This window comes from Methanofollis formosanus (assembly GCF_019633745.1).
Classification (GTDB): domain Archaea; phylum Halobacteriota; class Methanomicrobia; order Methanomicrobiales; family Methanofollaceae; genus Methanofollis; species Methanofollis formosanus.
Window position 1 is genome coordinate 1,445,741 of record NZ_CP037968.1, and the last position, 19,563, is coordinate 1,465,303.

Genomic DNA, 19,563 nt, shown 5'->3' on the forward strand with positions numbered 1-19,563 from the left:
TCACTCGACCTCCTTCACGATCAGCTCGACGTTTACGCTCTGACGCATCTTCGGCGTCGCCCTGCCCATTGCACGCGGGAAGATCGCACGCATCGCCCGGCCGCGGTTGGCGGAGGTGTGGACGATGACGAGCTTCTCGGGATCGAGCCCGGCATATTCCGCGTTCTTCTTCGCCTGCTTGACGAGTTTGATGAACTCGTCAGAGGCCTTGACCGGGTAACGACCGGCGTCCCAGCCGGTAAGGCCCTTCTTGTGCGCTACGTTCCTGTTGAAGCGCTTGAAGGGGATCGCCTTCTTCTTCGCCACGACGGCTTCCAGGTACTCGATGGCCGCGTCGGCCTTCATGCCCCTGATAAACCGGGCAATCTCGATGGAGTGCTTCGGGGAGACAGGCAGTTCGTTCGCCTTGGCGCGAGCGAAGGTCTCTCCCTTGACCTGCATTGAATATCCAGTCCGTGCCATTGCCATCACTTCAGGGGTACGTACTTGGAGGACCTGGTCGCACCGATACCGGCGGTACCGTGGCTGACTCTCCTTCTGGTCAGTGAGAACTCGCCCAGATAGTGGAAGACCGCCTCCGGCTGGATCTCGACGCTGATGAACTCCTTGCCGTTGTAGATCTCGATCGTCTTGCCGATCATCTCGGGCATGATGATCATGTCGCGCACATGGGTGCGGATGTGGTCTTCACCGGCCCGCACCTGGGCGAGGAGGTTCTCGTGCTCGCGCGAGAGGCCGCGGTTAAACTTGCGGCGCGCTCTCGACGGCATCAGGGGAATCAATTCGCTCGTCCCCATCTGCTGGAGATCCTCGATGGAGAGGCCGCGGTAGGTAAACGCCTCACGCCGCCTCGGAAGCCTCTTTTGTGTTTTCTTTGCCATTCAATCCCCTCACTTCTTCCATTTCCCTGTTCTGCGGGCTGCGATATGCCCGACCTTGCGGCCTGGAGAGGTGCCGCGGGCGACGGTCTTCGGCCTGCCCGGATGCTGGTGGCCACCGCCACCGAACGGGTGGTCGATGACGTTCATCTTTACACCCGACGATCTGGGCCACTTCTGGGCCTGCGACTTCATCTTGTGATACTTGTTCCCGGCCTTGACGAACGGCTTTTCGCCGCGGCCGCCGCCGGCAACGATCCCGATCGTGGCCATGCAGAGTTCGTGGAACCACTTCTGCTTGCCGCTGGGCATCTGGACGGCGACCTTGCCGCCGGACTTGCCGACGAGCATGGCCTGGACACCGCTTGAACGGACGAACTTGCCGCCGTCGTTCGGGCGCGCCTCGATATTACAGATGTATGCACCGATCGGGATGTCACGCATCGGCAGGGTGTTGCCGTTCTTGACACCGGCCTGAGGGCCCCAGGCGACTTCGTCGCCGACGCCCATGCCCTCGGTGATGAGCATGTAGACCTTCTTCCCGTCTTCGAGCGTGACGAGAGCGATCGGAGCGTGCCGTGCAGGGTCGTGCTCGATATCGGCGATCTGGCCCTTCACCGTCTCGGTGTTCGGGCAGGCGTGCTTGAGCTCGGCCTTGTACCGGTGAGATGGCGCCCGATAGGTCGGGCCGCCCCGGCCACGGTTCTGCTGAATAATTCTATGTCCCATCTCCACCACCTTACATGACGCCAAGCCTGCTGAGGATCTCCTCGGCGGCGTTATCGTTCTCGAAGTTGATGATGGCCTTCTTCTGGCCCTTCATCGTCATCATGGTCCTGACCGATTTGACCGGCTGTTCGAAGGCCTTCTCGACCTCGCGCTTGATCTCGGCCTTGGAAGCGGACCGCTCAACGAGAACCTGAACCTTGTTCTCGTTCTCGAGCATCATCATCGCTTTTTCCGTAACGTACGGATGCTTGAGCACCATTTCACTCCACCTCTTCCATCAGTTTGAGTGCGCTCTCAGACCAGACCGTCAGTCTGCCGGCCTGGGTGCCGGGGGCGAGGAGTTCGGTGTCAAGGTCATAGACCGAGACGGCGTCGACACCGGCGAGGTTGCGGGCTGCACGGAGCGGTGCGTCACCGGTGACGATCAGCAGGCTCTTGCGCTGCTTGTACCGGCGGCCACGCATCTTGCCGCGGCCGGCGCGGACCTTCTTGCTCTCCTTTGCCCGCTCGATATCGGCATAGAGGCCGAGGGCCTGAAGGGCGTTGATGACGTCGGAGGTCTTCTCAAGTGCCTCGAAGGTCTCGTCGACGACGAACGGGACGTCGCCCTCAAAGCGGTGGCCGCGGGCGGAGACGAGTTCCGGCACCGTGGTTGCTGCGACGGCAGAACGAAGGGCCAGCCACTTTTCCTGCTTGTTGATCTTTCTCTTGAGGATCTTTGCGGTCTTGGGCGGGTGAGCCGCACGGCCGCCCTTGGCCTGCGGGATCTTGGCGGCTCTCGAGCCGTTCTTGATCCTGGGCAGTTGCGCAACGCCGCGCCCTGAACCCCAGCTCTCGGCCGAACTCCTGATCCCGGCGAACGGGTCGGTGCCATGGGGCTGGAGCCTCATGCTCTGGATGGCCAGGACCGCCTTCTTGATCAGGTCGGGCCGGTAGAGTTCATCGAAGACAGCCGGGAGTTCAATCTCACGGACGACTGACCCGTCGGTTGATCTGACATTTGCTTTCATCCGTTATTCACCCCTGCTTGCTCTCCAGGCTGACGAAGTTCACGGCCGGTGCCCGCACTTCGTGCTCACCCTGGCGGATTGCCGGACGGATGCGCACGAGACGCTTGACCGGGCCGGGGACCGAGCCCTTGATCATGATGTATGAGTTCCTGACGACACCGTAGTGGAGGAAGCCGCCTTCGGGCACGATCTCAGCGCCTTCGGTGCTGGCCTTGAGGATCCGCTTGTTGAACTCGGTCCTCTGCTGGTACCCCATCTGGCCCATCTGCGGGACCTGCCACCTGACGTGGTGCGGGGTCCACGGACCGAGGTTCCCGATGTGGCGCTTCTTGCCGCCGCGGGAGTGCTTTCTCTTCCTGACCTGGATGCCCCAGCGCTTGACCGGACCCTCGGTGCCCTTGCCCCTGGTGACGGCGGTGACATCGACATACTGCCCCTCCGAGAAGAGGGAGAGCGGGTCGACCTCGGTGCCGAGGAGGGAGGTCGCAAGATTGAGACGGTCTTCCATCGAGCCGCCGTCGATCCTGGTCTCCATCAGTTCGGGCACCTTCTTGGGCACGCCTGAGAGCGCCGCCGGCTGCGTGTACATCAGGACAAAGATGTCGGTGACCTGGCCTGCGGCGACGGCCTCCTGGATGGTCTTGAGGGTGGCCTCGCGGTCGTGGGTCTTGGGCAGCGTGACCCGCTTTGCGAGGGCGGCGTCAAGGTTCTCGGCCCAGGCTTCGGTCAGCGGGTGCTTTCCATAGGTGTCGGTTACGTAGGCGCGCACGGCAGCGACTTTCATGACGGGCACTTCGATGATGGTGACCGGCACCATGATCTCGCGCCCCTCGGTCGGGCTGCTCTTGTGGTCGTCGACAGCGACGACGTGCGTCATACCTACCTTATACCCTGCAATCGCCTGCAGCATGGGTTCGCCTTCGTGCCGGGGCCAGGACTGGTACTTCGGTACCTGGCTCTTTGCCCGCTTGCGCGGACTGTAGGCAAGGGAGCCCCTGCGCGGTCTGTGTATGTTCGGCATGTTCTAATCAATCCTCTACGTTTGGTTGTATCCGAGCGTGCGACTCTGTCGCACATCCGCACCTCGTTCGAGGTACGGGTATGCCAGATTCCACCGGGATTGCACAAACATCGCGAACCGGGACCGCACCACTCCGATTTCCCTGAAGGGAAACGAACGATCGGGCACGCTCTCCGCACAACAGGTGTTTCTCCTGCTGTGGTGGTGTCGGGAGCGAGTATGCCGTGGTGTGGTCTCCTGTGTATGGAGTCCATTCCGGTGTGCTCCGGAATTACCTCGTCTCGCGAAGAGATCCTGATCCTGTGCATGCCGGGTCGAGACCCGGACCGGGCTCGTCTGCACTGACGGAGGCCCTTATGCAGCGATCAGATCCTGCGTCTGTCAGCTCCTTGGGACTGGGATGAGTCCTTCTCGGTCACGCCCCTGCCGGGGCAACCGGGGCATTGCAGCCTGACCCGCGGCGGGGTGCAGGGCTGTCGAATTATCCGGCAAACGGTTACAGAATGGCCATTCTACCACCATGTGGCCATTATACTGTGTCCGGTTGCGCTGGATACCATCGTCTCCGGTTCTGTAATTATTCACCAAAATTGAATATAAACGTTTGTGATTCCTCCGGGGGGTGCAGGTCCGCACCCCCCGGCCGCGGAGATCGGGATGGTCTGAATAGCGGGGGAACAGGAGAAGAGAGGCGGTTCTTCAGCCGAAGAAGAGGTCGCCTTCCTGGTTGATGTAGACCTCGAAGTCTTCCCTGACATAGCGCGCCCTGAACTTGCCGGGATTGGATTCGTGCACGCGGTTGATCAGTTCGATGGTATTGTACTTCACTTTGATCCCGTGTTTCTCCGCTTCCTCAAAAATATAAGAGGCCGCTTCGATGAGGTCGGTCCCGGCCTTGATGGTGCAGAGGTGATCCGAGTCGAGGGTGTACAAAAACTCAAGGGTCTCCTTTGCCCGGTCGATATTTTCGTAGGCCGCTTTCTCGATGGTGCAGACGTTTGCCTTGGAGGTCTGGATTATATCGGCGACTTGCTGTTGGGTGAGCCCCATCTTCCGGTACCGTAGCACTTCTTTCTGTCTGTCGGTGAGAAGCCCCTGTTTCATTAGAGTATAAATTTAACTTCATGTATCATAAACAATGTTCTTTAACCCTGTCGTGATCCCGAGCAGACGGGGTTTCACAATCTTTATATGAGAACTCGCTAATAGTTAGTCTGTTCTCAAATTTGAGAGGTGTATAGATGGTAGTTAAAGTAGGAATTGCCAAACTGGGCAACATTGCCAGCGGCGTGATGGCAGAACTCCTCCTCGACGAGCGTGCAGACCGTGAGGACATGCAGACCTTCATGGCCACGAGCGGTACCAAGCTCCAGCCCGAGGACATCGACCGTGTCGTCGTCAACATGAAGGCATGGGAGCCCGACTTCTGTGTGGTCGTTTCCCCGAACGGTATCCTCCCCGGACCGACCGGCGCCCGTGAGCAGCTCGCTGAGGCCGGCATCCCGTGCATTGTCATCACCGACGATGTCACCGGGAAGAAGGAGCAGTTCGCCGCTCTGAAGGAGAGCCAGTTCGGCTACATCATCATGAAGGCCGACTCCATGATCGGGGCCCGCCGTGAGTTCCTCGACCCCGTCGAGATGGCAGACTTCAACGGCAACCTTGTCAAGGTCCTCGCCCTCACCGGTGCCTTCCGCAAGCTCCAGTTCGAGCTCGACAAGGTCATCGACCAGGTCAAGGAAGGGAAGAAGGGCGCCGACCTCGTCCTCCCGAAGGTTGTCATGACCTCCGACAAGGCTGTTGCAGACGAGTTCTCCAACCCGTACGCCTACGCAAAGGCCCGTGCCGCCTATGAGATCGCCCAGGCGGTCGCCGGCGTCAACGTCAAGGGCTGCTTCATGACGAAGGGCTTTGAGAACTATGTCCCGATCGTTGCTTCCGCCCACGAGATGATGCGCCAGGCCGCGTACCTCTGTGATGAGGCCCGCGAGATCGAGAAGGCCGGTGACGGCATCATCCGCAAGCCGCACAAGAAGGACGGCGTCATCGTTTCCAAGACGACGCTCATCTCCAAGCCGGAGTAAATATTTTCTTTTCTTTTTTTCTGTTCTGTTTGAGTTCCGGGTTGCCGTCGACCTGAAGGTCGGCGAGGGGTTTTCTCTGGGCGGAGTCGATCGCTCAACGCCGTGGAGCAGAGGTGGTCGGGGTTCATGTCTGTTGTACTGTCGTGAGCAAGATCATCGAGGAGTTCGCAGATGTCATCGTCATGATCTGCGACGTGGCCTTCACGAACTGATCTTGATGCAGGGGATCCGGGGGCGGAGTCCCCCGGCGCGAGGATAGGGAAGGCATGAGATCGATCGGTACAAGGAGCGGATACGTGATGATCAAGAGGGCCGTCCTCAATCGCAGAATCTTCACCGTCGTCTCGCGCCGATGGGGCCTTGCCCCACGGACGGAGATAGCCGAGGGGCGGCAATGAAAGATTTTCTCATCTGGTATTTTGTCGTGAGGGATGGGAGCGGAATCTCCGGCGCGGCCTTCCCGGACCCAATCGCAATCACGGGGGTCCGGGGGCAGCGCCCCCGGCGAGAGGTTGCTGGAAGGCACGTCGATCCGGCGTGTCGCCCTCAATCGCAGCATCTTCCCTGCCGTCTCACGCCGGGGGGCCTTGCCCCCCGGACCCCCCACGGACGTGAAGATAGGCGGGGGCGGCAATGATAGGTGTCCTTATCCGTTATTTTGTCGTAAGGGATAGGATCAGGATCTCTGACGTGGCCTTCCCGACCCAATCGCAATCACGGGGGTCCGGAGGCAGTGCCCCCGGCGTGAGGATGGGGAAAGGTACATCGATCAGACGGGCCACACGCCACCAAAATTTTCTCGAGAACCTCTTTTTCAGACCCGTATCAACCCTTCAGCGTCCATCTCCCGGTAGGTCCGCCCCAGGCTCTCGGGCAGGGTCATGACCACCGGCTCGAGGTGGAGGCGTTCCATGAAGGCCGAGTCGGTCATCGAGGATGGGTTGGGGTTGACCCGGGCGATGAGCGAACAGAAGGCAGAAAAATATTCGGCGTCTTCGGGGCGCCCGAAGTAGACGGCCATATTGAACGCCCGCGTGCCCAGGGCACGGTAGCACTCGATCACCCGGAGGACGCCCCTGGCCAGGGCCGGGATGGAGGGGCCGAGGTCTTCAGGGGTTGTCGCAGGCAGGATGCCCCGCACCTCCCGCTCGCCGACCGAGACAGAGTTTGCAAACCAGACCAGCCCGTCGTCTTCAAAGAGAAACCGGTCCGAGGTGCGTTCGTGCTCGACGAGGTCGGCCCAGTACGACCGGCCGTGGTCTCCGAAGTACCGCCTGCTCTCCCGGATATACCTGCCCTGGAGCGCGGTTGGCCCGGGATCGGCGATCCCCTGGAGGTGGGGGTGGGCGATGCTCGCCCCGGCGGACGGGAGGTAGTTCCAGTTGATGGAGGCATAGTTTTCCCGGCCGGAGAGTGCCCGAGAGATGCCCCGAAAGGCGTCTTCGAGGTGTCGCCGGGAGAAGCGATCGACGGCATGGGCGCCGGTGATCACGGTCACCACATGCCAGGAGGCGAAGGGATAGAGGTTCGGGAAGGTCACGCTCTCCCCACATCGGATCCTGGTGCCGTCGGAGAAGGTGGGCGTCTCGTGCTCGACCCTGCCCGGGCAGAACGGGCACTCTTCACTGGGGGGAGGAGCATAGGGCGGGCTGATGTCTCGCTTGATCCGTTCTGGCGAGAGCCTGGCGGTGAGACCGGTCAGGTGTTCCCGACGGATCTGGACGCGGCCGGCTGCATATTCTTCAACCGTAAACATGCCTGCAGTTCAATTGTGGAGGCCTGGAGAGATAAATGCACCCAAAAGGTCGGGAAAGAACTCCTGAAAAGAAGGAGGACGGGGAACTTCCTCCAAAAAATGGTTTTATCGAGAACCCTGTTACAGGGCTCAGACGACGTACTTGCCGAGCAGGCGGATCGAGTTGGTCATGTCGGGGCCGAGCGGGGACCCGAAGATGATCTGGGTGACACCGGCTGCCCTGAGGTCCTCACACTTCTGGACAACCATGTCGGGGGTGCCCGCGATGGTGAAGGCGTCGATCTCGGCGTCGGTGACGAGGCCGCCGACGGCCTTGAAGTCGAAGCGACCAAGGGCGTCCTTGATGGCGGCAACATTGCCGGCGTCGAGGCCGTGGCGCTCAAGGAGTGCGGGCGGAGAGCCTGCAGCGATGAATGCGGCAACGATCTTCGCGGCGTTGCGGGCCTTCTTCTCGTTCTTGTCGATGGACATGGCGGTGTAGGCGCCGACGTCGTGCTTCTTGCGGCCTGCAGCTTCCTGAGCCTTCTTGATGATCGGGATGGCGATCTCGAAGTCCTTGGGGTTGGAGGCGTTGATGAGGGAGCCCTCACCCATGGCACCGGCGAGCTCGAGCATCTTGGGGCCCTGGGCGCCGATGTAGACGGGGATGCCCTTCTTGCCCGGAAGCTGGACACCGGTGAGCTTGGCACCGTCGTAGTCGAAGAACTGCATCTCGCCGGTCTTCTTGACTTCCTCGCCGGCACAGAGTGCACGGATCTGCTGGACACCCTCCTTCAGGCGGGCGACCGGCTTCTCACCGTGGATGGCGAGCTTCGGAAGGGTCGAGAGGTCGCCGGGTCCGATACCGAGAACGGCACGGCCGTCGGAGATCTCGTTCAGGGTGCACATGAACGATGCGATGGCTGCCGGGGTGTCGGTGAAGGTGTTCATGATACCCGGGCCCATCTTGATCGTGTCGGTGCTCATGGCGATAGCCGCCAGCGTCGGGTAGCAGTGGCGGTTGTTATAGTGGTTGGTGATCCACGCGTAGTCGATGTCCTTCGATTCCGCGAGCTTGGTGTAATTGACAACCTGCTTTACGCTGATGTTGCCTGGCACAAATTCAATTCCATAACTCAAGGCATTTCACCTCAGAGAGAGTAGTTATCGCACAAAGATAAAAGTATTGTCATTCGAACCAGAATGCCAGAGATTAAAGGGGATACAGACCATTCCCGGACAACACAGAGATTTGAAAGAGAACATGAGGTAGAAAGGCCCGATGCGCCGTGAACTGATACAAGGAGAAGTATTTATGATCACCGGCCCAAATACCCAAGATATGTGTACAGCCCGGGCGGCGAAACGATCGCAATCGTACCGGGCGGAGTGAGTAGAGATGCGGGTCTTGGCAATCGGACTTGGTGGTGCGGGTAACAGGATAGTCGACCGACTTTATGACCATGACCGACGCAGCAAGGTCTTCTGCATGAGTGCTCTCGCCATCGACCTTGACGCAAACACTCTTCTCCAGCTCGACGCTCTTCCTTCTGATTCGCAGGTCTTCTTCCCCCCGATCGATCCGGCCAATCCCTATGATGTCGAGACGAATATCGATATCGAGGAGGTGATGACGCGGATCCAGCGGATCGATACGGTGGAGATCGATGCCATCCTTCTTTTCGCGGGCCTTGGCGGGACGATGGTCGACCTGATCCCCCGCATCATGCCCCAGATGCGAGAGACCTTCCTCGAGCCGATCTTCGCGGTGGTCACGCTCCCCCGTGTGGGGGAGGGAAAGAAGGTCTCGGCAAAAGCGGCCGACGACCTGGAGATTATCCAGGAACTCACCGACGCCACGATCGTCTTCGACAACGAGACGTGGTACAAGAAGATCAGGACGTCGGGGACGCGAGGGATTGCCGACCCCTTCGGCAACGCCTCGTACGACCGGAACCCCCGCCTCGTGAATTCACTCCTCAACGAACAGATCGCCCGGCGTATCGGTCTTCTTCTGAGGGCCGGCGAGTTCGGGAGCGAGGGGCTTGATGTCGGCGAGCTCGTCCTTGACGCCGGCGAGGTGCTCAACACGCTCACCGGGATGGGGACGGTTGCGGTCGGGTATGCGGTCGAACGTCTCCATACCAGTCCGCTGGATATCCTGGGTTTCTGGAAGACGGCCAGGCAATATATGGAGGGGTCGCATCAGAGGGCGGCCCGGATCGTCAAACTTGCGAAGAGGGCGATCTACGAAGAGATTTCAGTGCCCTGCGACCTCACCAGTGCCCAGAAGGCCCTGGTCCTGGTGGCGGGACCGAGTTATGAACTGAGCCTCAAGGGGTTTGTGACGGTCAGGAAGTGGATCGACCGGAGTATCGCCGGGCTGGAGATGCGGTCCGGGGACTACCCGGTGAAGAACACCAGGTTCGTGGGGATCATCATCGTTCTCTCGGGTGTGCAGAATGTGCCCAGGGTCGAGGAGTTGCAGCTCCTCCGCGAGGAGTACAGGATGGAACTCGAGGGAGAGGCGATGCACGGTGGGGCAGACGAGGAGTTCCTGGTCGTCGGGGGGGATGCAGAAATGGAGACTGGGGGATGGCCGGCGGAAGACCCGCTTGCTCCGTTCATGGTGCCGTCCTCAGGTGGAGATCGCGTGACAGAAGACTATTCTATGCCGAGAAAGTACGACGCCCCCGAGAAGCATGATGAGATGCTCGATCTTCAGGGGGGGAGAAAAGGTAAGAGGCACGGCGAGGGCGACGGGGTTCTCAGGCTCAACCTCTCGAGCGATCATCTCAAGCGGACGGAGGACGACGACCGGGCCGTCATCGTCCCGGGTGTCGGGAAACAGGCGCCCCGCGACATTACCAGGATGACGGCGGTCGGTCTCCCGCAGGCGCCGAAGGACGCGGCCCTCGGGGCGACCGAGAGTCATGCTTTCGTGAAGAAACCGAAAGAGGTCGATCTCAAAGGGATTGAGGTCGAGACGCTCCCGATGGCGAAGGACGATCTTCTCGGCGGTGAGAATATCCGTCTCAGAGATATGATCAAGCCGGCAAACGACGGGGTCTTCAATGGCGGGCGTCTTCGCCTCAAAAGTGTCGTACAAAAGGCGAAGGATGACATCCTGGAGGGAAAAAAGGTCAAACTCTCCGATGTGACGACGCCTGTCGACTCGGTCCTGCGCGGGGGAAAACTCGCTCCGAAAAAGGCCCCGAAGGAGATCGTACCAGGCAAGGGAAAGATCTCGGTCTTCAAAGATGAAGAGGAAGACGAGGGAGGAGAGGAGCAGACCGGCGGGATCGACTGGATCATGTGACTGATCCGCTCCCGTCGTCCGGGCATTTTCGGCCCGGAGATTGCAGTCCCGATCTCCGAACCGCGGTGCAGATACTGAGCACATCCCAAAAGTACCCTGGATTCGATCAATCATCAGGATCGAGATACTTTCCAGCCATTCCTCTGCCTCCCCCACTTCAATCGCCATCCCGGGAGTGCGGGGCCGGCGGCGCCGGTGCGAGTGACGGAGGAAGGCAGACCGTTCAGACGTGCCGCCCACAGAGAGAATAAAGGATGTTTCGTTCCTCTCTCCTGCCGGGGGGGAGACCCCCCGGAACCCCCCACGACGAAGATAGGGGCGGCACCAATCTCTTGAACGGCACCATGCTTCAGAAACGTCTTCCACTCACCTATCAAGGCCAGCGAAGTTTTGGGATGACCCCACTGATAAAACCGGCCGGATCCGATCTTCGCGACGCTCGTCCCACCCCTCGTGGCAGGCCGTCATTCAGGGGGCGGATACTTTTTTTTGGAACCTGCAGTCGTGACGCATACGGTGCCGTCCTCCGTCTATCCCGTCGCGGGGTCCGGGTAGAGGGGAGAACCGGGCCAAAAGAGTGTTGAGGGCATCATTCACCTACCACCGGGGGTGGCGAGCACGCTGCCTCTCTTCTACGGAGAAAGTATCCTGGAGAACGGGATGGTGCCCGCGCCGATCTCGGTCCTGATCGCACACCCCAGTTCGACGGCATGGCCGATGAGGTTCATGCTGGAATATGAGACGATGGAGAGGCGGTAAGGCTCTTCTGAAAGATTGAAGACTTTTTCTCCCATGGTAACCGGGAAGAGGAAACCGGCCGAACGCATGGCGCCCGCGATCTCTTCGACATAACTCTGCGCAGGGAGCGGGACTTTCCTGACATTGGCAAGGGCGGTGCCGGTGCCGGTGGTGACATACTCGCGCACCGAGGTGAGACCTGCCGAGATGAAGAGCTGGAGGGGGTCGATGCTCGTCCCGCGGTAGGAGACAAGGTCGGTGAACCGGGAGGGGCGGCCGTCAAGGACGGCGAGTCTGCCGCCGTATTTCATCTCCACCGGGACGCCGAGGCGTTGGAGCACGCCGTCCATGGTGACCGAACAGACGGTGATGAAGCCGGTGTGGCCGGGGGGGAGGCGGGGGTCGTCGTCGACGAGGTGGTACGAACTGAAAAATCCGCATTCTATTGCAAGTACCGCGTCAAACGCTTTTTTCACCCGGTCGACCTCGGCGTCGGGGACGATCGAGAGGTTGTAGGCGACGTCGCCGGTGCAGGTGGTGGGGTCGAAGGTGGTCCTGACGGCAAGGCGCTCCAGTTTGGAGATGATGAACCCGATCCGCTCGCCGACCAGGGCGCTCTCGATCTCGGCGAGGCCTTTCTGGGTGAGAACCCGGCCGCGGTTGCCGATCTTTTCGGTGAACCCCATCTCGTCGAGGGAGCGGAGGTAGTACTGGACCGCACGGTCGGAGAGGACGAAGCCGTGCTCTGCCATCAGTTCGGAGAGCCTCTTGGCGCCCATCGGGTCGGGGTGCTCCTTGAGAATCCTGAGGATCTCGATGTACTTGCGCTCGGTCCGGATCTGGCTCATCTGGCTCCGACCACTCCTTCGCTGTCCTGGTAGCGCCCGTGGTAACAGACGGCGCCGTCGCTGACTTCATGGAGGATCATCTGCACGACCCGCTCGCCCGCCGGGAGGACGACCTCATCGGCTCCCATGTTGGCGAGGCAGAGGGTGAGCTCTCCCCTGAACCCGGGGTCGACGTAGCCGCCGCCGAGGAGGATGCCGCGTCTGGCATAGGAGGAGCGGCAGCGGAGGGTGGCGGCGAGGTCGCCGGGGATCTCCACGTGTTCCATGCTCGGGACGAGGGTGACGGTGCGGGGGGCGAGCGTGATCTCCTCACCGGCCCGGAGGTCGTAGGAGGCGGGCTGGAGGGAGGCGTCACTGAACGGAGTGATGACCAGCCGTCCCGCCCCCTCGGGGGCCGTCAGGCGCGACTGGATCTCGGCAGATGAGAGGATCATTGTAGTAGTTGATGGTGCCGGAAAAGGCTTAATATCTTGTGATATGATATATAGCGGGGCAGAGCCCATTTGTTCTTTCCGGCCGGCTTCTTTTTCCAAACCGGCGAGGGGATCACACGGCACGACTCCGCTTTCAGGGATCCATAGGGTAGAGGATATCCTCCTGGGCTTCGAACCCAGGGACGCGGGTTCGATTCCCGCTGGGTCCGTTCTCCGATCTTTTCGTTTCAGATCAGTACAGTCACAAGAGGGGAACGGCTCGGCTGATCTTGCCGGGTCAAACGAAAAATTCAGGAAGAAGAGGGCCTCTTCTTCCCGCCCTGAAACCAGAACAATTACTCGATCTTCAGGTATGTTTTATCGTTCAGGAGCGCACCGAGGTCGACCTGCATGATGCAGTGGCGCGAACCGGCATCGTCGGTGTCGGCCACGACCCTGATGTAATAGGTGGTCAACGGCAGATCCCTGATATCAAGTCTGGCCCGTTCATGGGTCTCACCCTTCCCCGCGGTCCTGGTCTCTGCCAATGCCCAGGAACCGTGCTCCGCACGGTACTCGACCGTTTCGGTGACCGTGCTGTTGCCGGTGTAGGTGAGGTTCCAGGCGATATCCATGGTCTGGCGTGTGATCCCGGTTTCCCTGAGGCCATCGAGAGTGAGAGAGGCGTCTCCGAGAGGAACATTGTTCAAACTCCGCATCACGGTCAGGTAGGTGTCTGGAACCCTGAGGGTATCGGCCTCGTTGAAGGTCAATATCGAGTTTTCATCCAGGATCTTGACGTTGCCGATGGCATCTGGATTCGGCCGGACTTTCAGTTTGAAGGTGGCCTGCCAGGTCTGGTTGAGTTTGATGGTCCCGATGTCGAAATCCAGTCTGCCTTTCGTCCAGTTCTCTGCGTCATTACGGCTCTTCGGATACCCTTCAACACTATCCTCATTGAACCAGACCATTTTCTCGTGGGTCTCAGGGATATACTCGAAGACCTCATCCCCTGCCGCCGTCAACACCGACGTGTTGGTGCTCACCGTGACATCGGTGAAGTCGAGGGCGAGCGAGGTGTTGACACCGGCCTCGATCCAGAGTTCACCGGCGATCTCAGAATATACTTTCTTGAGTTCGGTCTCGTTTTTCGCCCAGGTGTATCTTCCACCGGTTGACTCAGAGAGCGTCACCATATAGGGTTCCATCTCGGTCAGATCCGTGGACGCAAAGCCGATGGTGTAGAGAATTACGTCATTATTGGCTGCGTAGACGGACATGTTCTGGTTGGTGAACTGACCATCATAGCACGCGATTTTACCTCTGGTTGTGTCATTCTTCGAGGGTATATCTGGAACCCAATAGGTGTCACCATAGATGAATCTTGATGGCCTATCATATCGATGATATCTCAAATATTTTTTATCTCCTTTACACCACTGTCCTTCAAAAGAATAACTCAGTGTCTCCTCTCCTTTTATGTCCGAGTAGTAATGATAATCTTCATCTTCAAAGTAGTATTTAGAAAAATCATACTCCTCAGTCCATCCGATCCCCTGGGCAAGAGGGTTACCATTAATATTCCATTTTCCATCTGAGATCAACACAACGGCCTTCACAGCATCTGGTCGCCCTGAAGAATTCAACTCATCTATTGCAAGTTTTAAAGAATCCCTCATGTTAGTTTTACCATCTAGTACATCTTTTGCCATATTAAGCAGAACTGTCAAACTAAAGGAAGGTATTGGAGCCAGATCATCAATATCCGCATTTATTTTTTGAGAATCGTTGGTCAGAGATTGCGCTTTCTTCGCGAATTCGTTCATCACAATAAGTCCAACCCGACCCCTACCACACTCCAGATCCATCTGATTAACAAAATCCTTCGCAGAATTTTGCGCTTCATTCAGCCGCGACTTACTGAGGCTTAAAACAATATTGCCATTATTATCTCGGTATCTCATGCTAACTGACTTGTCCATCACCAGCACCACATCAACCGGTTTGCGCTGGAGTTTGTATCCATTCCCGATCAACGTGATATCCACCTCAACAGTATCGTTCCATGCTGCCTTCGGGGGGGTGACATTAGTGAGGACACTGAGATACGGGACATTGGTCCACTCCAGATCCACAGTTTGCTCTGGATACGAGTCCCACACCGCCCCAACTGTACAACCTGCGCGGGCAGGCGAATATTCCCCAACCTCAAACGACCCAGGATAAAGAAGCGCGACCGCATAACCCTGTTCATCGGTGAACGCCTCCGTTGTATTGTCTCCTGCTGGGCTAGCCCAGTATGGCGGTTCTATCTGTGCATCCCCATGAGGACTCTTGATGGTGAAGGTGACCTTCTCTCCCGCGACGGGGTACCCCTTCATATCCACGACTTTTGCCATCACCCTGGCGGGTTTGGCGTTCGGGACGTCGCCGCTCGGCATCATTCGGGGAGAGGCGGTGAGGACCATCCGGACCGGCGCTGTGCTTGTGAACTCGACAACCTGAGTATCAATCAAATTCTCATTCTGAAGTGTCGTTGCGGTGATCGTCACCTTGCCTACCGTGTTCCTGGGTCCATAAGTGATCGTCGCGCGGCCAGCCCGATTCGTCAGAACAGTTTGGCCCTCATTCTCCCCTAATGAAGTGCTGATGGCAATCTCGGTACCATTACAGGGGTTTTTGTGCTGATCCAGGACTGTGTATGTGATGGTGAAGAGATCCTTGCCGTTCGCCGGAACCCAATCACTGTCGACCTCACCGGTGAGTTCGTACGGCATCTCATCTCCAGTGCCTATTATCGTGAGGTATTCGTCCTTTATCCCCTCCGGCAGGTCGATATACACAATATTTTCTCCTGCCTTCGTATCGATGGTAAGACCAACACTGACCACCCCGCTTCCATCCACCGGGACGACGATCTCCTTCTCCCCATTCCCAAAATGAGCGCGATCTCCCGGTGATCCGACATAGAACGTCACGTTCTCAATCTCATTACGAGCATCGATCAGGTTCCCATACTCATCCTCCATTGAGAGTACGATCTCTGTCGTCGAACCGGCCGGAACCTCATTTTTGCACTCAAAAGACCGAAGTCGATATGGCTCCGCATGATCGATCTGCTGCTCACAACTCCTATTCACCGTATGCCCCTCGTCGGAACTGGCCGTTACATTGATCAGTGCGGTGCCGCTCTTCTTCCCCGGCAGAAACGTCGTCATCGCCCGTCCATCTTCATCGGTCTGGCCTGTCGTCCGGGAGAACGAACCCATAGTAGTGTTACAGGAGAAGACAACATCGGCCCCCTTCAGCGGACTCCCGTCGCTGTTGTTCACCCACGCGGTCACCACCACCCCGCCGGTGCCCCCCCCGACCACCCACTCCGAACCGGTATCGACCGATAGTTGCAGGTTCTCCGAGGCCGTAACCGTCATGCAGATGATCAGAAGCCCGAGAAAAATGAACAGGCACTCATGATAGGATCGGTCCACCATATAAAGATCAGATTATCTTATCAAATATATAGATTGTTCAATACATCGGATCCGATCAGGCACGTTCTTCAAAAAAGATCTTTTTAAAGCCCACAATTTCGATATACCAAATCCCGAAGAATTCATTCAGATTACGTGATAATAAAGAAAATATGAGACTGGTCAGAAAAAAGATCAGCCCCCGCACGGGCCATCAAAAAACTACAATATTCCAGAACAAAAGAAAAAACAAGAAAATCAGGCCCGAGCACTACTCAAGCCTGATCTTGGTGCTGTCCCCGGTGCCGATGGTGATCTCCCCGTCGTAAGGGATTTCATCATCCCCGGCATCCGGGGCGGTTGCATGGACCCAGACATAATACTGGCCCGCAGGGATGCTCCGCACATCGATCTCGGCCGTCTGCGCGCCGACCTCTGCGGCAGAACGGGGCGGCATCTGCATGAATAATGTCTGGGTATGCCGGTTCTCGTCGGTCGAATACCAGATCTTCTGGTCCACCGTTTCGGTCCCATTATAGTCGAGGTCCCACCCCAGTTTGAGGAACTCGGTGACCGGGCCGGTGCCGACCTGGTGGAGGTCGGAGAGATCGAGGATCACATTCCCGAAAACAGGCTCGGTGCCTTCCGGACGGACCGAGATGAAGGTGTCGGGGAGGGTGAGTTGATCGGCGCCGCCGTTGAAGGAGATGGTCGACCCGGGCCCGAAGACATTGATGTTGCCGTCGGTCTTTACCCTGAGACGGTACGACGTCGTCCAAGTCTGGCCGAGCCTGACGGTCCCGACATCATAGTGGAGGGACTGGTCGTCCTGCCAGTCGGCGGTCTGGTCCTCGGTGTGCCACGGGACCACCACGTACCTGCCCGACTCGTTCTCGACCCAGCTCTCGATGACCGTCGAGATACCGTCCTCGTAGATGTACTCGAAGACATCGTCGCCAGGCACCGCTGCCCCGTTCACCTCGACGTTCTCGAAGGAGAGATCGATGGTGGTGTCGACGCCTGCCTCGGTCTTGAGTTCGCCGGCGATCCGCTTGTAGATCCCGGCGAGTTCGTCGCCACCGGGAGCGTGTGCGTAGAACCCACCGGTCAATGAGGCCAGCGTCTCCATCGTATTGGTGACTTCCGGACCAGGGCTGTAGGCAAAGGTGATCGGATAGAGTTTTATTCCATTATCCAGAGCGAAGCGACCCATATTCTGGTTTGTCTCCTCGCCATCGTGGCAGTGCCACTGACGTTCGTCTTGATAATAGTAACCTCCGCCCCACCACTTAGCATATGGAACAGAAACCCATCCATAATCGAGTGTCCCACCGAGGCCGTCGTAATACTCATAGTAATCATACAGGATCGTACTTCCGCTCCATCTCCCAACGCCATCAGGCAACCCTATACCTCGTCCGAGCGGATCAGCATCAGTATTCCAGTCACCGTCGGTCATGACGATCACCGCCTTCACCGCGTCGTCCCGCCCCTGCTCCTGGAGAAGCCTGATGGCCTCGTAGATCCCCCGGCGCAGTTGCGTCGAACCATCTGCTCTAAGAGCATCCAACTGGGTCTTGACACCAGAGAAATCATCGGTCAGGCCCCTGTCAATGGTCGTCGTGGAAGAGAAAGATACAAGCCCCACCCGGTCACGTCGCGGATCCATGGCATCGATAAAGGTTGAAGCGGCGTTTTTTGCACTGACCAATCGGACCTCTCCGGAACTGTCCTCCCCCCGCATGCTCCCGGACCTATCGATGACCAGCACCACGTCGATCGGTTCGGGCTGCAGGGCCCAGCCGTCGCCTTTCAGGGCGAGGTTCACGTCGATCGTCTCGTTCACCGCGACCTGCCCGCTCTCGGGTTCCACCCACGCGGAGACCGAGAGGTAGGGGAAGTTCACCCAGCGGAGTTCGATCTCCCTGGTGACGCTCCCCCATGTCGCGGAGACCACGCCGGTCCCGCTGGCGGCCGAACTGTAGGCCGGGTCGTCCCGATCGGTGGTGAACCCGCCGGGCCTGAAGAGTATCGTCGCATACCCGTTCTCGTCGGTGGTGGCCACATCCCCGAGGAGCGCCGGGGCGTCAGTCACCCCGTATGATCCGGTGTTGACGGTGCCGAGCGAGAAGGTGACCGTCTCGTTCGGGACCGGGTTGCCCTTCACATCGATCACCTTGGCCCGCACCTCCGCGACACTCCCCGCGTTCACGTCATAGCTCGGCATCGTCTGCGGGTTGGCGGTGAGGAGCATGTCCACCGGATCGGTGTGGACGAACTCCACCACCACCGTGCACGAGACCGCGGGGTCGTCCACCGAGACGGCGGTGATCGTCACCAGCCCGGTCACGTCCCTGGGCCCGAAGGTGACCTGGGCGAGGCCGGCCGAGTTGGAGGTGGCGACGGTCTCCGTCCCCACGTCTGAGGTGACCCGGACCGAGCGGTTCCCGGCCGGGTTGCCGTACTGGTCCTTCATCGTATAGGTGATCGTAAACCGACTCTCCCCGTCGGCAGGGAGATAGGGGGGAGTCCCGCCAGGATTGACCGAGGCGGTGATCGAACTGGGGGCCCCGTCCCCGATCCCGTAGAATGTCAGATAGAGGTCTGCCACCGGCTCGGGAAGGTCGACGAAGACGACATTCTCACCGGCAGTCCGGGCGACCCTGAGTTCTGCGCGGACCGTCCCGTCGGCACCTACCGGCAGGACCACATCGTCGCAGTAAGCCGTGCCGTCGAAGATCCCGGCGCTCCCGTCCGGCGACCCGACACCGAACCTGAAGGTCTCTGCAATCCTGCGGGCGTCGACCAGATTGCCGTACTCGTCCTCCAGCGAGAAGACGATCCCGGTCGTGGTGTCGACGCTCACCCTGCTCTCATAGTCCAGGGACTGCAGGCGGTACGGCGGCGCATGGTCGATCTTCTGCTCGCAGGTGCCGGAGACTTCCGCCCCCCCGGACTCCACCGTCGCGGTGATCAGGGCGGTGCCGCTCCCGGTCCCGGGAACAAAGGTAGCCGTCGCCGTCCCGTCTGGACCGGTTGTGGCCGTGACAGGGGAGAACAAGCCCATGGCAGCGCCACAGGAGAAGGTGACGTTCATGCCGGGGAGCGGACTCCCCCCGGCATCGGTCACCGTGGCGGTAACGGCGGTCCCTGCACCGCTGCCCGCGACGAGCCACTCCTCGGCGGACGTGACGGCGATCCGGGGGCCCTCTGCGGCCATGGCCCCCGCACAGAGGAGAAGGACACCCATCAGGAACGCCCAGTATCGTATTTGACCCATAGTCTTCCTCAAGGTACGTACACATTCATACCCACCAT

15 protein-coding genes and 1 tRNA gene are annotated in these 19,563 nt (G+C 59.2%); 3 read left to right on the forward strand and 13 right to left on the reverse strand.

Going from position 1 to position 19,563, the window contains the following annotated elements; genetic code table 11:
* From E2N92_RS06500 to E2N92_RS06530, 7 genes are all read right to left on the reverse strand, one after another.
* Nucleotides 1-462: a 50S ribosomal protein L22 gene (locus E2N92_RS06500; protein ID WP_220682870.1), complete on the reverse strand. Its 462-nt coding sequence runs from the start codon at nucleotides 460-462 to the stop codon at nucleotides 1-3.
* A 5-nt stretch (nucleotides 463-467) separates the two neighbouring features.
* Nucleotides 468-881, reverse strand: coding sequence for a 30S ribosomal protein S19 (locus E2N92_RS06505; RefSeq protein ID WP_220682871.1), 414 nt, complete (start codon nucleotides 879-881; stop codon nucleotides 468-470).
* A 9-nt stretch (nucleotides 882-890) separates the two neighbouring features.
* Nucleotides 891-1,607, reverse strand: coding sequence for a 50S ribosomal protein L2 (locus E2N92_RS06510; protein WP_220682872.1), 717 nt, complete (start codon nucleotides 1,605-1,607; stop codon nucleotides 891-893).
* Between the two features lie 10 nt (nucleotides 1,608-1,617).
* Entirely contained in the window at nucleotides 1,618-1,866 is a 249-nt protein-coding gene (locus tag E2N92_RS06515; RefSeq protein ID WP_220682873.1) for a 50S ribosomal protein L23, read from the reverse strand.
* A 1-nt stretch (nucleotide 1,867) separates the two neighbouring features.
* Nucleotides 1,868-2,617: a 50S ribosomal protein L4 gene (rpl4p, locus tag E2N92_RS06520; RefSeq protein ID WP_220682874.1), complete on the reverse strand. Its 750-nt coding sequence runs from the start codon at nucleotides 2,615-2,617 to the stop codon at nucleotides 1,868-1,870.
* A 7-nt stretch (nucleotides 2,618-2,624) separates the two neighbouring features.
* A complete protein-coding gene (gene rpl3p / locus E2N92_RS06525) occupies nucleotides 2,625-3,638 on the reverse strand; it encodes a 50S ribosomal protein L3 (RefSeq protein WP_220682875.1) in 1,014 nt (337 codons plus the stop codon).
* Between the two features lie 699 nt (nucleotides 3,639-4,337).
* Nucleotides 4,338-4,742, reverse strand: a complete 405-nt coding sequence (locus tag E2N92_RS06530) for a Tfx family DNA-binding protein (RefSeq protein WP_220682876.1) — start codon at nucleotides 4,740-4,742, stop codon at nucleotides 4,338-4,340.
* Between the two features lie 137 nt (nucleotides 4,743-4,879).
* Between E2N92_RS06530 and E2N92_RS06535 the strand changes: the two genes are divergently transcribed.
* Nucleotides 4,880-5,722 (forward strand): F420-dependent methylenetetrahydromethanopterin dehydrogenase, encoded by an 843-nt coding sequence (locus E2N92_RS06535; RefSeq protein ID WP_220682877.1) that lies wholly within the window; start codon nucleotides 4,880-4,882, stop codon nucleotides 5,720-5,722.
* A gap of 814 nt (nucleotides 5,723-6,536) precedes the next feature.
* Here E2N92_RS06535 and E2N92_RS06540 read toward each other — a convergent pair.
* Together E2N92_RS06540 and E2N92_RS06545 are read right to left on the reverse strand one after the other, a co-directional pair.
* A complete protein-coding gene (locus tag E2N92_RS06540) occupies nucleotides 6,537-7,478 on the reverse strand; it encodes a galactose-1-phosphate uridylyltransferase (RefSeq protein ID WP_220682878.1) in 942 nt (313 codons plus the stop codon).
* A gap of 129 nt (nucleotides 7,479-7,607) precedes the next feature.
* Nucleotides 7,608-8,597 carry a 5,10-methylenetetrahydromethanopterin reductase gene (locus tag E2N92_RS06545; RefSeq protein ID WP_220682879.1) on the reverse strand — a complete coding sequence of 330 codons (990 nt, stop codon included), beginning with the start codon at nucleotides 8,595-8,597 and terminating at the stop codon, nucleotides 7,608-7,610.
* Between the two features lie 259 nt (nucleotides 8,598-8,856).
* Between E2N92_RS06545 and E2N92_RS06550 the strand changes: the two genes are divergently transcribed.
* Nucleotides 8,857-10,776, forward strand: a complete 1,920-nt coding sequence (locus tag E2N92_RS06550) for a tubulin/FtsZ family protein (protein ID WP_220682880.1) — start codon at nucleotides 8,857-8,859, stop codon at nucleotides 10,774-10,776.
* Between the two features lie 632 nt (nucleotides 10,777-11,408).
* On the opposite strand, the gene E2N92_RS06555 is transcribed toward E2N92_RS06550, so the two are convergent.
* The gene (locus E2N92_RS06555; RefSeq protein ID WP_220682881.1) at nucleotides 11,409-12,362 is read right to left on the reverse strand and encodes a DUF128 domain-containing protein; all 954 of its coding nucleotides are present in this window, start codon (nucleotides 12,360-12,362) and stop codon (nucleotides 11,409-11,411) included.
* Nucleotides 12,359-12,796: a dCTP deaminase gene (locus E2N92_RS06560; RefSeq protein ID WP_220682882.1), complete on the reverse strand. Its 438-nt coding sequence runs from the start codon at nucleotides 12,794-12,796 to the stop codon at nucleotides 12,359-12,361. The genes E2N92_RS06555 and E2N92_RS06560 overlap by 4 nt, the downstream gene beginning before the upstream one ends.
* Nucleotides 12,797-12,933: 137 nt before the next feature.
* Here E2N92_RS06560 and E2N92_RS06565 point away from each other — a divergent pair.
* A tRNA-Arg gene (locus E2N92_RS06565) sits at nucleotides 12,934-13,005 on the forward strand.
* Between the two features lie 126 nt (nucleotides 13,006-13,131).
* On the opposite strand, the gene E2N92_RS06570 is transcribed toward E2N92_RS06565, so the two are convergent.
* Both E2N92_RS06570 and E2N92_RS06575 read right to left on the reverse strand, forming a co-directional pair.
* Nucleotides 13,132-16,266, reverse strand: a complete 3,135-nt coding sequence (locus E2N92_RS06570) for an Ig-like domain-containing protein (protein WP_220682883.1) — start codon at nucleotides 16,264-16,266, stop codon at nucleotides 13,132-13,134.
* 250 nt (nucleotides 16,267-16,516) lie between these two features.
* Entirely contained in the window at nucleotides 16,517-19,525 is a 3,009-nt protein-coding gene (locus E2N92_RS06575; RefSeq protein WP_220682884.1) for an Ig-like domain-containing protein, read from the reverse strand.
* Nucleotides 19,526-19,563: the final 38 nt, after the last annotated feature.

Coding starts and splice junctions, on each gene's coding strand:
- E2N92_RS06560 (WP_220682882.1), bottom strand. CDS start 12,796: ATGATCCTCTCATCTGCCGAGATCCAGTCGCGCCTGACGGCCCCCGAG.
- E2N92_RS06555 (WP_220682881.1), bottom strand. CDS start 12,362: ATGAGCCAGATCCGGACCGAGCGCAAGTACATCGAGATCCTCAGGATT.
- E2N92_RS06550 (WP_220682880.1), top strand. CDS start 8,857: ATGCGGGTCTTGGCAATCGGACTTGGTGGTGCGGGTAACAGGATAGTC.
- E2N92_RS06515 (WP_220682873.1), bottom strand. CDS start 1,866: ATGGTGCTCAAGCATCCGTACGTTACGGAAAAAGCGATGATGATGCTC.
- E2N92_RS06505 (WP_220682871.1), bottom strand. CDS start 881: ATGGCAAAGAAAACACAAAAGAGGCTTCCGAGGCGGCGTGAGGCGTTT.
- E2N92_RS06500 (WP_220682870.1), bottom strand. CDS start 462: ATGGCACGGACTGGATATTCAATGCAGGTCAAGGGAGAGACCTTCGCT.
- E2N92_RS06540 (WP_220682878.1), bottom strand. CDS start 7,478: ATGTTTACGGTTGAAGAATATGCAGCCGGCCGCGTCCAGATCCGTCGG.
- E2N92_RS06535 (WP_220682877.1), top strand. CDS start 4,880: ATGGTAGTTAAAGTAGGAATTGCCAAACTGGGCAACATTGCCAGCGGC.
- rpl4p (WP_220682874.1), bottom strand. CDS start 2,617: ATGAAAGCAAATGTCAGATCAACCGACGGGTCAGTCGTCCGTGAGATT.
- E2N92_RS06530 (WP_220682876.1), bottom strand. CDS start 4,742: ATGAAACAGGGGCTTCTCACCGACAGACAGAAAGAAGTGCTACGGTAC.
- E2N92_RS06575 (WP_220682884.1), bottom strand. CDS start 19,525: ATGGGTCAAATACGATACTGGGCGTTCCTGATGGGTGTCCTTCTCCTC.
- E2N92_RS06510 (WP_220682872.1), bottom strand. CDS start 1,607: ATGGGACATAGAATTATTCAGCAGAACCGTGGCCGGGGCGGCCCGACC.
- rpl3p (WP_220682875.1), bottom strand. CDS start 3,638: ATGCCGAACATACACAGACCGCGCAGGGGCTCCCTTGCCTACAGTCCG.
- E2N92_RS06570 (WP_220682883.1), bottom strand. CDS start 16,266: ATGGTGGACCGATCCTATCATGAGTGCCTGTTCATTTTTCTCGGGCTT.